Genomic DNA, 18,385 nt, shown 5'->3' with positions numbered 1-18,385 from the left:
TAAAATTATTTTTTTAAAATACTTTTATCTGTTGTCCGTAATATTTGACTAGTGACCGTTCCAGCTATCATTGAATCGCTCACGTTTAGAGCAGTCCGTCCCATATCAATTAGCGGTTCAATAGAGATAAGTACAGCAACCAAAGTAACAGGAAGCCCCATAATTGGTAACACAATCAATGCAGCGAAAATAGCACCTCCCCCCACACCAGCAACACCAATAGAACTCAATGTTACAACACCAATAAGCGTAGCAATCCAAGTAGGATCAAGAGGATTAATACCCATAGAGGGTGCAATCATGGTCGCAAGCATCGCTGGATAAAGACCAGCACAACCATTTTGTCCAATTGTTGCCCCAAAAGAAGCTGCAAAACTCGCAATGGATTGTGGTACACCTATCCACTGTGTTTGCGCTTCAATATTCAAAGGAATACTTGCAGCACTTGAACGACTGCTAAAAGCAAATGTTAAAACTGGTAAAACCTTTTTGAAAAAACGAAAGGGATTAATCCCAGAAATACCAAGCAATACACCATGAATTCCAAAAATTAAAATAATACCGACATAAGAAGCAATAATAAAAACCAGTAAATTTAAAATATCTGCAATACGCGATATTGCTCCTACTTTCGTCATAAGTGCAAAAATACCATAAGGCGTCAAAGCAATCACAATACGGACTAACCGCATAATCCAAGCTTGTGCCACTTGAATAAATAAAAGCGCTTTTTCTCCTTTTTCTGGCTCATCTTTCTTTAAAAGAAGAACCGATGCACCTAAAAATGACGCAAAAATAACAACACTGATAATTGACGTACGTTTAGCTCCACTCAACTCAGCAAATGGATTTTTAGGAATCATAGACAAAATCATCTTTGGTATATTCATATCTCCAAGTTTAGAAATATGACCTTCAAGAAGAGCAGAAACATTTTGCCCTTCATGCACCAAACCCTCGCTTGTTAATCCAAAAAAATTAACCACAAGCACACCAACCAATGCTGAAAGAGCCGTTGTAAAAAGCAATATTGAAATTGTTATTATACTCATCTTTCCAACAGCATAAACAGAATGTAAATGAGCAACTGCTGAAACGATAGAAATAAAAACCAGTGGCATAACAATCATTTGCAACAATAAAATATAGCCTTCACCGACAATGTTAAACCATTCAACGGATTTCAATAAAGTGCTTTCACCCTCTCCATAAATAAACTGCAAAACACTTCCAAAAATCAAGCCAAGGATAAGCCATAGCATAACACGTAGTGAAAGACTCCATTGCATTTTCTTACTTTGAGAAACCAATAATAAAAAAATAACAAATAGAAATAAATTGACGAAAAAATTAAATGTCATTGTCTATGCTCACTATTATTATGGTTGACATAAATAATCTGCATAATTCAAAATCAATGCATGATATTTAAAATTAACCTATAAAGCTTACAAGGCTTTTACAAAATCATTATTTTTTTAATTTATAGATTAAAAGAGAATTTTTTATCTACTAATAACTGTTTAAAGAAAATAAATAAAATTATTTTCTTATTCTTTAAATTTATGCTCTTATAAAATAGTTAAATAAGAAAAATATAAACAACATTCATTGCATCTTAATACTGAATAATTCCAGCGTATCTTATCCTATAAATGCCCTTACCACTCTCTTTTGCTATTTGAACTGAAGCGAGCTTTCCAAGAAAAGATGAATTAACAATCGAACATTCATGATTTTTCTAGAAAATACACCAACAAGCTACTTCTGCTCATTTTATGGACTGCACTCTCAATAGCTTTGATCAGCACTTCAAGTATAATTATTTTATTGAAAATACCTTTTATACATTCTTTCTTTGCTCTCAATGAAAGCTTTTTTATTTTTCAAAATTCTTTTATAGTCATAAAAAGGTTTTTAAAGACAACATGTTGATTTATAGTCATAATTTACTGTTTGCATATTAAATGAGAGTCCCGAATCACATAAGATTCTCTCATTTCAAACCTGTTTATCTTGAATCAATCAAAATCATTTGCTTGCACGTCACAAGCAGGGCAGATATGTGGATAAAAATGTATGAGAAAGGAGTAGAAATACCTCTTATGAAACGTCTTAATGCAAGAGTTGTCGAAACATTGAAGGGCGGAGCTTGAGCAGCAAATATAAATAATATGATTGCTTTTTATAATAGCGCAGTAAAACTTTTAACGATACCTATTCATATGCTGATCGAACAACACGTGCACGTGCTGTAGATAATTTTGTCATTTTAGATACAAAAAAGATAAGTTGGAGTTATAATGTTAAGCAAGAACTAATAAGAGGAAGGTTTTTGAATTTGAAGAGGCATGCCTCACGCAAAGTTCGTATCGCCCTTTTACACGACAATGGCTTTATTATAGTTGTATCTTCAATGATGGAGTTTATCAGATACCACATATATTCCCTATGGTGCCAGTAGTAGAAAATAGAGTAATACAAATTATAGGCATAGGAGCACGAAGCGTTTTTTCTGTGTTGATAGCTAAGAATTTGCCTAATCTAGATGCAATAGATACAGGTCAATGCTTTCCACGGTATCTTTATAAAAACGTTGAATCTCTGTAACTGATCGTGATGAGAAACAGTCCCTTTTATTTACAAATTCTACAGAAGAAAACACAACAGCTGGTTTACAGAGGCGTGATGCCATTACGGATGCACTTTAAAGCTGCTTATCCTAGTGAGAGCATAACAAAGGCGGTTACAAATTTCTAGATAATGAAAACAATGGAAAAGACTGAGGGTATATGATTAAAATGAGAGGCTTTAAGCCTACAAATATTATAATTTTTATGAATAGTACAGTTATAAAGCATTAAAAGAAGCTTTAAAGTAAATTTACAATATATGGGAGATAATTAATCGTCTATAATAAATTGCGCTCATACTGATAAAAATTATTCTGCTATAGAAATGTTGTTCTTTTTTGAATTTTTATGCGTATTCAAACACTCATTCGTTACAAGCTCAATCTCTTTATCTCTTTCATCTTTATCAAGAATAATAGTATTTTAATATAATAACCCCTTTGCATACAAATAGTTATTTCTTATCTATGAATAGCTTATAATTTCATATAACCCTATGAAGATAATATTTTTATTTATTAATATTTAATGATGTAATTAACACATTCATTCTATATATTATCATCTTTATTGCTATCTATTTATATAATATATTTCTTTTTTCTATAAAAATAAGCTTGAGTTATACATACATAGATCTATCGGTATTTTTTCTACTGTCTTTTTAGCGCACTGAAAGATTGATATCATAATTTTTGTATAATAAAATGCTCTTTCATATAAGCATCGTATATTGAATTATAATAATTGACTATTAACCGCAAATTATATTTTTTTATCCCTTTTAAAAGTGAAAAATATTATTTTCAGACCTATTCATAAGTAGATGAGCCAAGTGAATAAAAAATGTTTGATAATAAGCTTTATCTCTTATGAACTATCTTTAGTACAAAAGGACAACATTACGATTACGGAAATATCGTGATATTATTGGGTATAAAAATCACACTGCCCAAGAGATTTTTGTATTGTATCCTTTCCGTTATGAGAAATGTTAAAAGCAAGGTAGGATATGCTCTCTAGAGCAAATGAGTGAATGAACCACCACGGTTATATGCATTTTTAAAAAAGTAGGAAGTATCTTTGCTTCAAATTTAATAGGCACATTCTAAAAATAAAGGTTCTACCGACTCATTCCAAATAGAATAGTAATGGGACAAAAATTTTTCAGCATCTGTTTGTCCCATTGCAACAACCTCTTCTAGAGGATTAAGAAAATTTGTTTCATCAAAACCATTCGTATCATACTGTTTGCGATTTTTTAAGCCTTTGCGAGCAATAGCGAGAGATTGACGTGCTAACTCTAAAAGAATAGTTTGACGAAAAGGAGTTCTTAACCCTTCTTTAGGAACGCGTTGGCGCAACTCTAAAACTTCTTCAAAACACCAATCTTTTGTCAAAGCCTCTGCCTCATTAAGTGCTTCCCTATCATAAAGAAGCCCAACCCAAAAAGCCGACAACGCACAAATGCGCTTCCAAGAACCGCAATCAGCTCCCCTCATTTCTAAAAATCTTTTTAAGCGGACTTCAGGAAATAACGTTGATAAGTGATTAATCCAATCTCCCATGTTTGGAATTGAATTTGCAACTTGTCCTTTTAATGCTCCATTCATAAACTGACGAAACGTTATGTGTGTACAATCATAGTAACGACCATCACGCACAACAAAATACATTGGAACATCAAGGGCCCATTCAACATAATCAACAAAACCAAAACGCTCAGAAAATATAAAGGGAAGAACGCCTGTCCTCTGATTATCCGTATTACGCCAAATTTCAGAACGCCACGACAAAAAGCCATTTGGGCGCCCTTCTGTAAAAGGTGAACTTGCAAATAATGCTGTTGCAATGGACTGTAGCTTCATGGACACTTGCATTTTTCGCCGCATATCACTTTCAGATGAAAAATCAAGATTAACCTGAACTGTTGATGTGCGATACATCATATTAAGACCATTATACCCCACTTTAGGCATATAATCAGTCATAATCTGATAACGTGATTTAGGCATTCGCGGCGTTTCAGCTAAAGTCCACTTTGGACTAGCTCCAAGACCTAGAAAACCTATACCCAATGGTTCTGCAATTTTTTTGAGAAGAGTTAAATGCTCCATCAACTCGTAATATGTATGGCCTACTGATTTTAATGGTGCACCAGATAATTCAAATTGTCCCCCAGGTTCCAAAGAAATGGCTCCCTGATCAACGGATCCTACGAGCCCAATAATATTCTCTTCATCTAAAATAGGTTTCCATCCTAAGGCGCTTTGCATCCTCTCTAAAAGCGCTCGGATTCCCCTCTCTCCTTCATAAGGAACAGGGTGAAAACCATCTCTATAAAACGGAAATTTTTCATGTTCTGTACCAATGCGCCAATCATCTTCTGCTTTATACCCCCCTTGGAAATAGCTAACCAAAGAATCTAAGTTATAAATTTCACTTTCATCAGTTATATCAAGCGCCATAACTCATCGTATCCTATAATTGGTATCATCATCTTAAATGAATTGTTTAGAATGATTTTACAGATTTCTCAATCCATTGCCCAATCCCCCACGGTAGCATTAAGAAGAGCCAAAGCAGCAACAGCGGCAGTGTCAGCGCGTAAAATACGCGGACCTAATGATATTGGAACCACAAAAGGATGTTTTTTTAAAAAGCTCCGCTCTTCTTCACTAAAGCCACCTTCCGGTCCAATAAGAATACCAGGTGTTGTAACGTCACGCTTTTTAAAAGAAGCTAATGGATTATGCGATTTATGCTCTTCATCACAAAAGAATAAAGGCTGTGTCTTATCCCACCGTGCTAAAAGTTCTGCTAATGATAGAGCAGAGACGCATTCAGGAAGAGATAAAATTCCACACTGTTCAGAAGCTTCAATAACATTGGCTTCCATACGCGCCATATTGATACGCGTAACCTGCGTATGATGCGTCATAACAGGCTGCAAAATCGACACCCCCATTTCAACAGCTTTCTGCACCATATAATCCAACCGCGCGTTTTTGAGTGGAGAAAAGCAATAAATAAGATTGGAATGCGTCGTTTGTAATCTTTCTTGATGGATAAGCTGAACCACAACAAATTTTTTCTTAACAGCGATAAGTTTAGCAAGCCACTCACCATCCTGTCCATTAAAAAGTAAAATTTCTGCTCCTTCTTTCATACGCAAAACATGCACAAGATAAGAAGCTTGTGCCCCCTCTATCTTTATTTCTTCATTCAAAGCCAATGTCTGTCTGATAAATAATCTTTTAAGTTTATAATTTATGCGCATAAAAATTTTGCCAAAGCTCACTATCGTCATCGAGAAAATGAAGAAAAATATATAGCAAAAAGAAAAAATTATATCTATAGAACTATAATATATTAAAGAATTATAGAGTTTTTTTAGCTTTATGAGATAATAATAGGAACTTATAGATCCTTAAGTGATTCTGCTTTCATAAAAGTTTAAATAATGCACCATTCATCTTTGCATTCAGTCATTGATGCATCCGTGGAGGAAAAATATGTCTGCTAAAAAAGCTACAATTATTACGATTACAACCCTCTTAGCCTTTATTTTGATTACAGTGGGAATTGGTTCTGTTGGAGCAGACGGGAAGCATACAATTACCAAAGATGGCTATGGTATTTCTTCTGCGATTCAATAAGCACTGGCCAACATCCTCCTTAAAATTTTAATGTTTTTTAGCAACTTTTCTAAGATTTGCATCAATATTATGAATCTCTTGTATTTGAGAGATTCCATAAGAAGGATTTTTATTCTTCTCTTCAGTCATTTATCTATATCAACCACACTTATTATGACGGAGAGGACGGTTTTTACTGCTTCACGACGAACGGACTTAAAATGAGAGAATCTTTCGATAATGGGAGTTCTGATTTAAATTTAAAAGACAATTTTAAGTTGCAAAAAAACGAATTACCATTATAGGATAGAATATTATACAGATGAAAAACGATACTCAATCTGCGTCAATGTCTTTTGTAACCCAAAAATTACCATGATTTTGTCCTTTAGAGCTTAGAGAAAATGTAAAAGGCCATGCAAGGCTATTAGCAAGACATTGGACGTCTTTACATAAAGTTTCTGATCTATAGTTTTTGTCTAGTTGTGCCTGTAATATCAGTTCATTTTGCTTCCCTTGCGCAATAGCAGCTGCAATGGTTCCTTGAATGGATAAGCTCAAGTCTGCTGTACGCATTAATGACTCTGTCACCTTCATCATACCTTCTGAAAAGCTTGTCTGAATATCCCAGTGATCAAATGTTGTTGAAAAAGTATCATTATTCATTAAAAGAAATTGTTGTTTATTTGAAAGTCTTGTTTGTAATTCATTCAGATCATACCCTAATAGCCGACCAGAAGACATCTTCAGTGTTAATTCACCCTGCATTTTCGTAAAAACTTCTGGCCAAGAATCAGCAAGTGTTCGTACCGTTGCAGTAAAATTCGTTTTGCTTTGTATAAATGGAATAAATCCCAAGGTTTCTAAAGTCTCCTGCATATCAATAGAAGCGCCTGAAATATTTCCTCCAATACGCACTCTCTGTCCAGCTGACGTAACTTCAATATTACTTTGCACGGATCCACCAAAAATATTAGCATGTCCAAGATCAAAAATACCATGCCCATCTCTTATTTGTATTGCAGCAGCTAAATTTGTGAGTGAAATATTTCCTATTTTAGCTTGTGGCGCAGAAAGTCGTATATCCACGCCAATACGATCAAAAGTTCTCATGTCAAAGCAGGCATTTTTCTTTTTGCCTGAAAAAAATATTGAACTCAAGAGGCTAAGGTCTAGGTTATCAAAAGCTAAAGAGCCCATGACATTTGGTACATAATCTTGAAAATCGAGTTTTAAAGCTCCTCGCGCATTGGCTTTTCCCATCGTAAATGTAACATTGTTCATTTGGATATGCATTGGCTGCGCTAAAAAATGAGATTCCCATACAATGGGTATTTTTAATTTATGTCCCCAAAACTGATTTCCACCAACCCAAGACAATGTCTGATTCCATCCAGGAGAACGCATCGATACTTTTCCGTCAAAAATATAATATTCAGATAACCGAGCCTTTCCTGTAAAAGTTATTCCCCCACGTACAGAATTGAGACTTGCCCTAATATGACTTTTGCCTCCTGCAAGAAGCAACAATGCTTGAGAAGCATCAATTGATAACTTTGTAAATTCTCCACGCCAACGCGCATCTGCGCGTAACCGTACTTCCTGAGTTGATTTCGGACAATCTAAAGTTGCATTTAATCCTGTTATTTTTTCTGCTGCTCCTGAAAAACTATCGTGATACACAAGAACACCATTTTTAATGACAATCCGCCCAAAAGGTTGTTTTAAAAGTTGCTCTATCTCTGGATGTTCAGGATTATGTTTTAATATTTCACGCGTATTACGTATTGCCAACCCTAATGCACCTTGTGAGCGAGAAAACCGATCAAAAAAATCTGCTATTGTTTTAACAGGCTTTTCCATAACAAATTGAGGACGCATAATCCGCGTCTCTGAAAAAGAAATATGTCCCCAAAGAAGATCGACGACAGACAGATCAACTTCTATTGATTCAGCTTCCATTAATGGCGCAACATCATCCATTTTTGATGTTAAAGTAACGCCAGAAAGAAATGCTTTAGGATAAGGAAAAAGATGTAATCGCGGTGGATCACGCAATTGCACATTGTAACCCGTCCATGCACTCAAATCCTGCGCTAAACGAATACGAATCGCATCTGTAGAGATAAGATAAGGTAAAACGAGAATCCCCACTCCCAATAAAAAGATAATTGTAATAAAAATTCCGCTCAAAAGTTTTATTATTCTGATGCGCACAATATCCCTCTATACTTATCCCCCTATAACAGATTAAAAACAAACTTAAATGATCATAAAAAGTTTTTATAACCCTATAATTCACTATATCCACTTTGTATCTTCATTATTTTTGTTCTTTATCCAAAATTTATTCAAACAGCAATGTTGCTGCTTCTTTATAAAGCAATTATTTAAAAGTCTTCAAAACTATAAATCCACAACATTATAAAACCATTCTTACTGTTCTCATATGAATATTGCTATAAAACTCTATCGTATTATTAGAAAATGCTTTACAAAAAAAAACAAACAGCCTTACCGAAAGGATCTCTGAATGAATAATATTATCGACGGAAAAAAACTTGCTGAAGAGATTATTGTGAAAGTTAAGGCCGAAACAGCAAAGCTCCGCCATCACTATAATATACAACCTAGTATCGCTGTTATTATCGTTGGAGATGATCCTGCAAGTCAAGTATATGTCGCCTCAAAAAATAAAAAAGCCGAAGAATGTGGGTTTCTTTCAATCAAACATGCCGTTTCCAAAGAAACACAAGAAAAAGAACTCCTTCAACTTATTGCAACATTAAATTCTGATCCCAAAATTCATGGTATTTTGGTACAGCTGCCTCTCCCTGCTCATATGAATACAAATCGCATAACACAAGCCGTTGCTTTCCAAAAAGATGTTGATGGTTTTCATTATATTAATGTAGGAAAACTCGCGGCAAATGCACTTGAAGATGCAATTATTCCCTGCACTCCAGCTGGTGCCATGATGATGATTGAACAACATTGTGGGCAAGATTTATCTGGACTTGATGCTGTCGTTGTTGGACGCTCTAATATTGTTGGAAAACCTATGGCTGCCCTTTTAACAGCAGCCAATGCCACTGTGACAATTGCCCATAGTCGTACCCGTGACCTTGATGATGTGTGTCGAAGCGCTGATATTCTAGTAGCAGCTGTAGGCCGCCCACAAATGATTAAAAAAGACTGGATAAAAGATGGTGCAATTGTTATTGATGTCGGTATTAACCGCGTTGCTGCACCAGAAAAAGGTATAGGGAAAACACGTCTTGTTGGTGATGTCGATTTTGAAAACGTAAAAGAAAAAGCTGCTGCGATCACCCCTGTTCCAGGAGGCGTTGGACCAATGACAATTGCCATGCTTATGGTTAATACACTCAAAGCTGCTGCGCGATCACACAATCTGCCTATACCAAAATTCTAAGAATTGTAACAATTCCTTGTATATGGTTTCATTGTATATGATTCAGCTTATTATTTTTGCATTTTTCATGTCATAAAAACAGATGCCCCTTGATCTGCACGATTAACGGATTGACGAAAAACATGAAAAAGTTCGCGTCCAACACCATGTTCGTTTTTTGAAAGATCTGGAGGTATGATTTGTCGCGCGTTAAATTTTGCTAAATCCTCCAAAAGAGTTAATTTACCCTCATGAGCATCAAGAAAAACAATATCACCATCCTGCAAACGTGCAATGGGGCCATTATCCACTGCTTCTGGTGTCACATGGAGGGCAGCAGGAATTTTTCCTGACGCTCCTGACATACGCCCATCGGTTATCAATGCTACCTTTTGACCGCGATCTTGTAAAACGCCTAAAATGGTCGTTAATTTATGAAGCTCTGGCATACCATTGGCTTTTGGTCCTTGATAGCGAATAACAGCGATAAAGTCTTTATTATGCAACACTCCAGATTTAAAAGATTTTTGTAGTTCCTCTTGATCATTAAAAACAAAGACTGGTGCTTTAATCTGCCAATACTCTGGTTTAACAGAGGAAACTTTTATAATAGCTGTTCCCAAATCTCCTGATAAAACACGAAGACCACCATCAGACTGAAATGGCTTTCTCCACCCTGCTAACACCTTATGATCACCACTTTCCTTAAGAGCCGCTTCACGCACCACATGACCATCAGCAGAAAGCTTTGCTTCAATTGCATAAGCATTGAGATCTTTACCAAAAACCGTAGAAACATCTTCATGTACCAAGCCTGCCTCGATAAGCTCGCGAATAATAAATCCCATTCCCCCCGCAGCATAAAAATGATTAATATCTGCTAAACCGTTAGGATAAATGCGCGCTAAAAGAGGCACAACGGATGAAATTTCTGCAATATCATGCCATGTCAATTTAATACCGCAAACAGCAGCCATAGCAATCAAATGAATCGCATGATTGGTAGAACCTCCTGTTGCATTTAATCCTACAATGGCATTCACAAAAGAACGCTCATCAATGATCATACCAAGTGGACTATAATGATCACCAAGATCTGTCATTTCAAGTACACGTTTCGTAGCTTCTTTTGTTAAAGCATCACGCAACGGTGTATTAGCATTAATAAAAGAAGCTCCAGGCATATGAAGCCCCATCATCTCCAGTATCACCTGATTAGAGTTAGCTGTTCCATAAAATGTACATGTTCCTGGCCCATGATAAGAACGTGCTTCTGATGCTAGAAGTGTTTGGCGATCTATTTTATTTTCCGCGTAAAGTTGACGTATCTTCGCTTTTTCATCATTACCTTGACCACTCGTCATGGGACCAGCTGCTATAAAAATTCCTGGTAAATGACCAAATGTTAGTGCACCAATCAATAAACCTGGTACAATTTTATCACACACCCCAAGATACAATGCTGCATCAAAGACATCGTGTGATAAGCTTATAGCTGTCGCCATTGCAATTACTTCACGCGAAAAAAGGGAAAGCTCCATCCCCGCATTTCCCTGCGTAACACCATCGCACATCGCGGGAACACCACCTGCAACCTGTGCAACACCACCAACCATACGGGCCGACTCTTTAATTAAGTGAGGAAATTTTTCAAAAGGTTGATGCGCTGAAAGTATATCGTTATATGCCGTGATAATGCCAATATTCCCAACAATATTTCCCTTCAAACGCTCTTTATCTATTGCACCACAAGCAGCAAAGCCATGCGCCTGATTGGCACATCCTAAAAAACTCCGTTTGGGGCGATGAACTTGTGCTTTTGCAATACGATCTAAGTAAATTTCTCGTGTTGATTGAGACCGTTCATAAATCCTTCGTGTAACTGTGGCAATTGTCTTGGAAAGTGCCATATTTATCTCCCCCTTTCATTGTTGCTGCCCCTCATTCATTGAGAGAGATTACGTTTTTATTCACCTTGTGTCGCATATTTTGATTCACTTATTTCATTTTCTGCAGGCGACCAATAAACCTGAACGAGATGAGGGGAATTACGCAAAATTGCCCGAATAGGCATTTCTATTTCAGACCCGTCTTGACAAGCCTCTTCAAAACAATCGCGTTTCTGAAAACCTTCAAAATGGAGAATAATACAACGAGATTGCATAATAACTGGCAAAGTTAGTGAGAGTCTTGGCTCAACAGCACTCTTAGCATGAAGGGGTAAAACAAGTGCTTGTGTTCGTAAATCAAGCGCTTGCTTTAAACGATCAGCATCAGGAAAAAAAGAAGCCGTATGTCCATCCTGCCCCATTCCTAAAACAACAACATCAAAGGGTTTAGGCAAAGTATTAACACGACTCGCCGCTGAAAAAGCAGCAAGTTCAGCAGTAATTGCTTTATGATAAAGCCCTACAAAACGTGCTTTTTCGGCAAAATTTTGTAACAAATGACACCGTACCATATGTTCATTTGAACGTTCATCGTGTGTAGGGACAAAACGTTCATCGACCAAAGTGATAATAATATTTTGCCAATCAATATCCGCTTTTGACAAATAATGAAAAAACAATGCTGGTGTTTTACCACCAGACACCGCTAAAACTGCTCTCTTGCGCTCAAGAACAGATACACTAAGCTCTGCGGCTACTCGATCTGCCAATGCCAAGGCTAAAGTCTGAGGGGTTTCAAAATCTAAACGGTCAATATTCATTCTATACATACTTATTGCTCTAAACTAAATTGTTCCATATACGCCCATCACGTTCCATGAGGCTCATCGAAGCAGACGGCCCCCACGAACCAGCATTATAACTGTGAACAGGCTGTTTTATTGCTTCCCACCCCTCAATGATTGGATCAATCCAACGCCAAGCAGCCTCAACTTCATCACGACGCATAAACAGTGTTTGATCTCCACGAATAACATCCATTAATAAACGTTCATAAGCATCAGGATTACGTTCAGAAAATGCGGAAGCAAAACTCATGTCTAATGGAATGTGACGAAACCGCATACCGCCATAACTTGGATCCTTAATCATCAACCATTGTTTTACACCTTCATCAGGTTGGAGACGAATTACAAGCCGATTAGAAAAAATTTCATCTAAATCCACATTAAAAATATTATGAGGAATAGGTTTAAAAACCACAACAATTTCAGACATTCTCGTGAACATGCGCTTACCTGTTCGTAAATAAAAAGGCGTATTAGCCCAACGCCAGTTATCAATCTTAACCTTAAGTGCTACAAATGTTTCACTCTTACTCACTCTTCCCAGATCATCAAAATAAGACTCTACCGATATACCATTTGATAGACCAGAAAGATACTGCCCACGTACAGTATGCTGCCCTACATTATGGACATCAAGCGGTGTTAAAGAATGTAAAACTTTAAGTTTTTCATTGCGCACAGCATTAGCACTGTTGGTAAATGGTATTTCCATCGCAACCAAACAAAGTAATTGTAGCATATGGTTTTGAACCATATCGCGTAACGCACCAGTGCTTTCATAATATTCTGTACGCCCTTCTAACCCTAAAGATTCAGCAACGGTTATTTGAACATGATCAATATAATTGGAGTTCCATAGCGGTTCATAAAGTGTATTAACAAACCGCAATGCCATTAAATTTTGAACAGTTTCCTTCCCAAGATAATGATCAATACGAAAGATCTGCTCTTCATTAAAGGCGCTTGCAAATACATCATTAAGTGAAACCGCTGTTTTTACATCGCAACCAATTGGTTTTTCAATGATGATCCGTGTTTGTGGTGTCACCAAATCATTTTTTTCCAACTTCATCGCAATATCAGCAAAAAGTGACGAACCAACAGCCAAATAAAAAGCTTGAATATCCGCTGAATCTTGTGACAGAAGGAGAGCTAAATCCTCCCACCCTCGATTTGAGGAAACATCAACAGAAACGTAAGTTAAACGTGCAAGAAAACGATTGAGTTCTGTTGAATTCAGATCTTTTGGATGGATATGTTTTTCTAAAGAAATGCGGACAAAATTTTGATATTCTTCACGACTTAAGGAAGTGCGCGAAACCCCAATAATACGTGTTGGCTCACTGAATTGCCCAGCACACTGACAATGATACAAAGCCGGCAAAAGCTTGCGCAACGCCAGATCACCATTGCCACCAAAAACAATACAATCAAAGGAAGAAACTGGAATAATTTTACGCACCATGAACTTGTTTATTTTTCTATTCGATTATGAAATCCTATATCACTTATAAAAGCTTTCATCATTAAAGCAGACAGATACTAAATAAGCCATTAATTTTCTTCATTTCAAGCAATGTTTCCATTAAAGGCGATCCAATAAAGAAAACCAACGCATTGCTAAAAATATAAGCGGATAACGCAAAACTCTTCCTCCCGGAAAAGATGAAATCTTTAAGTCTTGAAAATAGGAAAAACGTTCATATTTTCCAGTTAACCATTCTGCGTATAATTTTCCCACGAAAGGAGCCAGCATAACGCCATGCCCTGAATAACCACCACAATAAGTCATCCTTGAAAAAATTTGGCGAACATAGGGCATGCGTTCAACTGTGATGGCAACCGTTGCTCCCCACCGATGGCTTAAATTGATAGAATGTAATTGAGGATAAATTTCAACAATTTGCCGTTTTATACGTTCATCTAAATTTAGAGGATGCTTATTATCATAACTTTCTACACCACCAAATAAGAGGCGATTATCAATGCTTTTGCGAAAATAGCGAACCATAAAACGGGAATCATCAACCGATTCCCCCCCTATAAGAATTGAACTATGCTTTGGTAATGGGGCCGTTGCTCCAATATAAGAGCGAATAGAAACAATATTTTTTTCAATAAAACGCTCCAGACCAAGTTTATACCCATTTGTTGCAAGTAAAACATGCTCTGCTGTTACACTGCCTTTTTCTGTTATTACTTTCCAATGGGCTCCCTTGCGCCTTACGGTCGTTACTTGTGACTTCTCATAAAGCTTAGCACCAGCATCTTGGGCTCTTTTTGCCAACCCAACAATCAATTTTAAGGGATTTATATGGCCGGTATCCGCATCATAAATACCACCACAATAAAAAGTTGATCCAAGTCGCTCAGATGTTTCAGCCTTATCCATAAAAGTAAGCGCGTGATAGCCATAACGCTGCATCGCCTCAATATGCCGTTGATAAGAGAGAAGCTCACGCCTTTTATGAGTTACAGAAAGCTGTCCTCCTATCAAATCACACGGACAATTAGGCATTGCGCATAAAGCTAAAATATCTCTTTTAGCTTCTTCTGCCAAATCAAACAGAGCCTTACTTCGCTCAAAACCATACTTTTTTTCTAATGTTTCTACCCATTGCCGTTGCCCTGTTCCCAGCTGTCCACCATTGCGCCCTGAAGCGCCGTCACCAAAACGTGATGCTTCAAATAAAACAACATCTACTCCAGCCTTGGCTAAATGATAAGCAGCCGAAAGACCCGTAAATCCGCCTCCAATAATGACCACATCACACTGTCTGTTTTCACAAAAAGAAGGATACGATGGACGTTCTCTTAAAGCATCTTCATACCAAGAAATTCCTGGAGAAATTGAATTATAATCAATCATCGTCATAAAATTTAAACATTCAGCAGGAGATATTCACGCTCCCACGGACTGATTACTTCCATAAAAGTTTCAAACTCTTGGCGTTTGATTGCAGCATAAGTACTGACAAACACATCCCCTAAAATAGCACGTATCACTGTATCTTGTTCAAACAAATTGACTGCCTCAATGAGTCCACGCGGCAACTCAATATTATCAGCGTTTACATTATTTGTCGCTGGCTCATCCGGCTCAATTTTTTGTTGCAAACCAATAAGACCACACGCTAAAGAAGCTGCAAGGGCTAAATAAGGATTCGCATCTGATGAAGGAAGTCTATTCTCAACACGCCGCGCTTGAGGAGCAGAACGAGGAACTCGAAAAGCTGTAGTACGATTATCATATCCCCATCGCAAATTAACAGGAGCCGAATTATCAGGAACAAGACGTCGATAAGAATTCACATAAGGTGCAAGCATCACAAGTACCCCTGGCATATGTTTTTGCAATCCACCAATAAAATGGCGAAAACAGATACTTTCTTCACCATTTTCCTGTGTAAAAATATTCATACCGGTTTTCTTATCAACAACCGATTGGTGAATATGCATAGCAGAACCCGGCTGCCCTTGAATGGGTTTTGCCATAAAAGTTGCATACATATTATGTTTTAGTGCTGCTTCACGAATTGTTCGTTTAAACATAAAAACTTGATCCGCTAATTCAATAGGATCACCATGACGTAAATTGATTTCAAACTGTCCTGCTCCTTCTTCATGAATGAGGGTATCAATTTCCAATCCTTGTGCCTCTGAAAATTGATAAATATCATCAATCAAATCATCAAATTCATTCACACCAGCAATGGAATACCCCTGTCCACCACCAATTGAACGTCCAGAACGACCAACCGGTGGAACTAACGGATAATCAGGATCGGGATTTTTTTGTACCAAATAAAACTCAATTTCTGGTGAAACAACAGGGCTTAAACCCATTTTTGTGTAAAAGTGAACCACCGTTCGTAAAACATTGCGTGGTGTGTAATCCACAACCTGACCATTTTGATACACAAGATCACAAATCACCTGTGCCGTAGGAGCATCTTCCCATGGAACAATGCTTAACGTAGAAAGATCAGGCTCAAGGCGTAAATCACCATCTGCTTTAGGATATTCAAAACCATGACCATCTTCCGGATAATCCCCTGAAATTGTTGCCATAAAAACTGCTGAAGGCAATGCCAATGATGTTTCCGATGTAAATTTTTTAGAAAGCATCATCTTGCCCCGTGGTACCCCTGCTTGATCAGGCGTAATACATTCAATATCCTCTACCTTACGGAAAGCAAGCCATTGTGAAACTTGTTCCCAATTGTGCACACCACGTAAACTTTTGAGAAAACGAGAAACAGGTTTAAAATTCTTACTTTTCGTTTGTTTACCATTTTTTACATCCATAACATACCAACTTTAAAAACAATCAAGTCCTATTCTTATTGTATCAGCCCATGCATAAACGACACGAAAAAAATTTATCAACTGATATTTTGAATAATACTATAAGATCCATCAAGGTAAAAGAACTTTACGCTCAACAAGCTATCCTATCACCATAGTGAAAAAAATGATATTGCACGCGATACATCGGTGCTAACCTTCTCCTTATATAAAACAGCGAGAAATACCATATTGTACGTAACCTAATTCCGATTCAAATAATCATATATAAGCAAACATTGGTGAGAATAATAAAGGCGAGATATTTAATTTCCTTTTGGTTGTCGCAATGCTTAATTAAAAGAAAGGAAACTTTTCTTTTAATATGAAGCAAGTTTTGTAACTCTATTGTTATCCACATAGAAGTAAACACCCTAGTCATGGTGAGTAGCCTTTACAGCTGTGCTTACAAACACTCACCCCGCCATAATATGCGTAAATGTATTTTCAGGATAAGACATACGCTCAGCATTTCCGACATGAAACTTAACCATCGCCTGCATAACAGAGCTATCAACCTTGTTCTGAGCGAATGGTACAAACTCTGCACTTATATCAATTTCCACCGCTTGACATTGCACTTCGCACACAATATTTAGAGCTGAGAATCCAGTAGAGCATACCAAATCCAATAGATAGGAATTTTTGCTAATTGCGCCATGCGTGATCCAACATTTGATAGTCTCCAGCCCACTAGGAGGTGTGTTATTTATATCTAAAAAGCCAAAAAATCAGGATATGAGAACACAATAATATCAATTTCCTTTGAACTAAAGTCCTTCATCGTCGATCTTCCACCATCGTAATTTTTTTTTGTATCAGTTGCTTTCACATACTTTGACTTATGACCTAGTGATACTGTGCAGATTGAGTACACATCCCCAGAGCCCAGATTGTAATTAAGTTCGTACCACTCTGCTCTTTTATAGAAAATAAATAACCATAATCTTCAGATATAATATGCCTAGATTCAATAATTACCGTAAGCTTATGTAAATCACAACCCAATTGTGATAATGCCTCATAAATTTTACGAGAGTATTCGTCATTGATCGTCACGGCATCGCAGAATGCTGTGGAAGTCGGATATCCCCCGCCTAGACTGATAAAACTTTTTTGATCCTTCAATGCGTAAATATCCTTTCCAGCCTTAGTTAAGGTGGATACTATTAACTCAGTCGAATTCAAATTAGAGCCCACATGCAAAGGCGCCCCATTAAGCCTAATCCTATTGGATTCTAGCAAAGATAATGCGGCACGTGACTCCGCCGCAGTCATACCAAAACGCGATCTATCCCCCGTTTGCCAGTACATGGCACAATCTCAATGAGATTTTAGGCAATATGTCAAAATGGCGGGCAAGAGCGATGATGTCATGTAATTCGATAATATTATCACACTGGACATTTATATGTTTTCTAATAGATAATTCTATCTCTTCTCGAAGTTTTACAGGGATATCAAAAAATATATATCTACCTTTAAAATCATCTTTTTGCACTAATGATATTTCATAACCAGACGCAAATTCCAAGTCCCAGCAACATAACAATGATGCCCCGCACGTCCATTAAAATACCCTGCTTTTTCTCGCCCTAGGCATTCATAGCCCGACCAC

At 37.0% G+C, this 18,385-nt stretch carries 14 protein-coding genes and 1 pseudogene; 3 read left to right on the top strand and 12 right to left on the bottom strand.

Features of this window, described 5'->3' with window-relative positions; translation table 11 throughout:
* Positions 1 to 5: 5 nt before the first annotated feature.
* The gene (locus PVV63_RS01860; protein ID WP_273790386.1) at positions 6 to 1,361 is read right to left on the bottom strand and encodes an L-cystine transporter; all 1,356 of its coding nucleotides are present in this window, start codon (positions 1,359 to 1,361) and stop codon (positions 6 to 8) included.
* Between the two features lie 795 nt (positions 1,362 to 2,156).
* Between PVV63_RS01860 and PVV63_RS01855 the strand changes: the two are divergent.
* Positions 2,157 to 2,742: pseudogene (locus tag PVV63_RS01855) on the top strand (type ISP restriction/modification enzyme); the annotation flags it as partial.
* A gap of 985 nt (positions 2,743 to 3,727) precedes the next feature.
* Here PVV63_RS01855 and PVV63_RS01850 read toward each other — a convergent pair.
* Together PVV63_RS01850 and PVV63_RS01845 are read right to left on the bottom strand one after the other, a co-directional pair.
* Positions 3,728 to 5,101 carry a glutamate--cysteine ligase gene (locus tag PVV63_RS01850; RefSeq protein ID WP_273790385.1) on the bottom strand — a complete coding sequence of 458 codons (1,374 nt, stop codon included), beginning with the start codon at positions 5,099 to 5,101 and terminating at the stop codon, positions 3,728 to 3,730.
* A 68-nt stretch (positions 5,102 to 5,169) separates the two neighbouring features.
* The gene (locus tag PVV63_RS01845) at positions 5,170 to 5,913 is read right to left on the bottom strand and encodes a 16S rRNA (uracil(1498)-N(3))-methyltransferase (protein ID WP_273790384.1); all 744 of its coding nucleotides are present in this window, start codon (positions 5,911 to 5,913) and stop codon (positions 5,170 to 5,172) included.
* 235 nt (positions 5,914 to 6,148) lie between these two features.
* On the opposite strand from PVV63_RS01845, the gene PVV63_RS01840 reads away from it, so the two are divergent.
* Positions 6,149 to 6,292: a hypothetical protein gene (locus PVV63_RS01840; protein WP_273790383.1), complete on the top strand. Its 144-nt coding sequence runs from the start codon at positions 6,149 to 6,151 to the stop codon at positions 6,290 to 6,292.
* A gap of 315 nt (positions 6,293 to 6,607) precedes the next feature.
* Here the strand turns inward: PVV63_RS01840 and PVV63_RS01835 are convergent, their stop codons facing one another.
* On the bottom strand, positions 6,608 to 8,488 hold the full coding sequence (locus tag PVV63_RS01835) for an AsmA family protein (RefSeq protein WP_273790382.1): 1,881 nt from the start codon (positions 8,486 to 8,488) through the stop codon (positions 6,608 to 6,610).
* Positions 8,489 to 8,804: 316 nt separating this feature from the next.
* Here PVV63_RS01835 and folD point away from each other — a divergent pair, with 316 nt between their 5' ends.
* On the top strand, positions 8,805 to 9,704 hold the full coding sequence (folD, locus tag PVV63_RS01830; RefSeq protein WP_273790381.1) for a bifunctional methylenetetrahydrofolate dehydrogenase/methenyltetrahydrofolate cyclohydrolase FolD: 900 nt from the start codon (positions 8,805 to 8,807) through the stop codon (positions 9,702 to 9,704).
* Between the two features lie 65 nt (positions 9,705 to 9,769).
* Here the strand turns inward: folD and edd are convergent, their stop codons facing one another.
* The 8 genes from edd to PVV63_RS10440 form a co-directional block, all read right to left on the bottom strand.
* Positions 9,770 to 11,593, bottom strand: a complete 1,824-nt coding sequence (gene edd / locus PVV63_RS01825; protein ID WP_273790380.1) for a phosphogluconate dehydratase — start codon at positions 11,591 to 11,593, stop codon at positions 9,770 to 9,772.
* A 56-nt stretch (positions 11,594 to 11,649) separates the two neighbouring features.
* The gene (pgl, locus tag PVV63_RS01820; protein ID WP_273790379.1) at positions 11,650 to 12,402 is read right to left on the bottom strand and encodes a 6-phosphogluconolactonase; all 753 of its coding nucleotides are present in this window, start codon (positions 12,400 to 12,402) and stop codon (positions 11,650 to 11,652) included.
* A gap of 10 nt (positions 12,403 to 12,412) precedes the next feature.
* A complete protein-coding gene (zwf, locus tag PVV63_RS01815; RefSeq protein WP_273790378.1) occupies positions 12,413 to 13,885 on the bottom strand; it encodes a glucose-6-phosphate dehydrogenase in 1,473 nt (490 codons plus the stop codon).
* A 120-nt stretch (positions 13,886 to 14,005) separates the two neighbouring features.
* On the bottom strand, positions 14,006 to 15,289 hold the full coding sequence (locus PVV63_RS01810) for an FAD-binding oxidoreductase (RefSeq protein WP_273790443.1): 1,284 nt from the start codon (positions 15,287 to 15,289) through the stop codon (positions 14,006 to 14,008).
* An 11-nt stretch (positions 15,290 to 15,300) separates the two neighbouring features.
* Entirely contained in the window at positions 15,301 to 16,728 is a 1,428-nt protein-coding gene (locus tag PVV63_RS01805) for a glutamine synthetase family protein (protein WP_273790377.1), read from the bottom strand.
* Positions 16,729 to 17,183: 455 nt separating this feature from the next.
* Positions 17,184 to 17,420 carry a class I SAM-dependent methyltransferase gene (locus PVV63_RS01800; RefSeq protein ID WP_273790442.1) on the bottom strand — a complete coding sequence of 79 codons (237 nt, stop codon included), beginning with the start codon at positions 17,418 to 17,420 and terminating at the stop codon, positions 17,184 to 17,186.
* A 196-nt stretch (positions 17,421 to 17,616) separates the two neighbouring features.
* Positions 17,617 to 18,081, bottom strand: coding sequence for a hypothetical protein (locus PVV63_RS01795; RefSeq protein WP_273790376.1), 465 nt, complete (start codon positions 18,079 to 18,081; stop codon positions 17,617 to 17,619).
* A complete protein-coding gene (locus tag PVV63_RS10440; protein WP_404977278.1) occupies positions 18,059 to 18,301 on the bottom strand; it encodes a hypothetical protein in 243 nt (80 codons plus the stop codon). The genes PVV63_RS01795 and PVV63_RS10440 overlap by 23 nt, the downstream gene beginning before the upstream one ends.
* Positions 18,302 to 18,385: the final 84 nt, after the last annotated feature.

The organism is Bartonella sp. CM31XJBT (genome assembly GCF_028618555.1).
In the GTDB taxonomy this organism is placed as follows: Bacteria; Pseudomonadota; Alphaproteobacteria; order Rhizobiales; family Rhizobiaceae; genus Bartonella.
Note: the sequence above shows the minus strand (reverse complement) of the source record. Positions and strands in the feature narration are given on the sequence as shown.

What these genes read in the sequence shown, in the direction of transcription:
- PVV63_RS01860 (WP_273790386.1), bottom strand. Translation starts at nt 1,361, where the DNA reads ATGACATTTAATTTTTTCGTCAATTTATTTCTATTTGTTATTTTTTTA.
- PVV63_RS01850 (WP_273790385.1), bottom strand. Translation starts at nt 5,101, where the DNA reads ATGGCGCTTGATATAACTGATGAAAGTGAAATTTATAACTTAGATTCT.
- PVV63_RS01845 (WP_273790384.1), bottom strand. Translation starts at nt 5,913, where the DNA reads ATGCGCATAAATTATAAACTTAAAAGATTATTTATCAGACAGACATTG.
- PVV63_RS01840 (WP_273790383.1), top strand. Translation starts at nt 6,149, where the DNA reads ATGTCTGCTAAAAAAGCTACAATTATTACGATTACAACCCTCTTAGCC.
- folD (WP_273790381.1), top strand. Translation starts at nt 8,805, where the DNA reads ATGAATAATATTATCGACGGAAAAAAACTTGCTGAAGAGATTATTGTG.
- edd (WP_273790380.1), bottom strand. Translation starts at nt 11,593, where the DNA reads ATGGCACTTTCCAAGACAATTGCCACAGTTACACGAAGGATTTATGAA.
- pgl (WP_273790379.1), bottom strand. Translation starts at nt 12,402, where the DNA reads ATGTATAGAATGAATATTGACCGTTTAGATTTTGAAACCCCTCAGACT.
- zwf (WP_273790378.1), bottom strand. Translation starts at nt 13,885, where the DNA reads ATGGTGCGTAAAATTATTCCAGTTTCTTCCTTTGATTGTATTGTTTTT.
- PVV63_RS01810 (WP_273790443.1), bottom strand. Translation starts at nt 15,289, where the DNA reads ATGATTGATTATAATTCAATTTCTCCAGGAATTTCTTGGTATGAAGAT.
- PVV63_RS01805 (WP_273790377.1), bottom strand. Translation starts at nt 16,728, where the DNA reads ATGGATGTAAAAAATGGTAAACAAACGAAAAGTAAGAATTTTAAACCT.
- PVV63_RS01795 (WP_273790376.1), bottom strand. Translation starts at nt 18,081, where the DNA reads ATGTACTGGCAAACGGGGGATAGATCGCGTTTTGGTATGACTGCGGCG.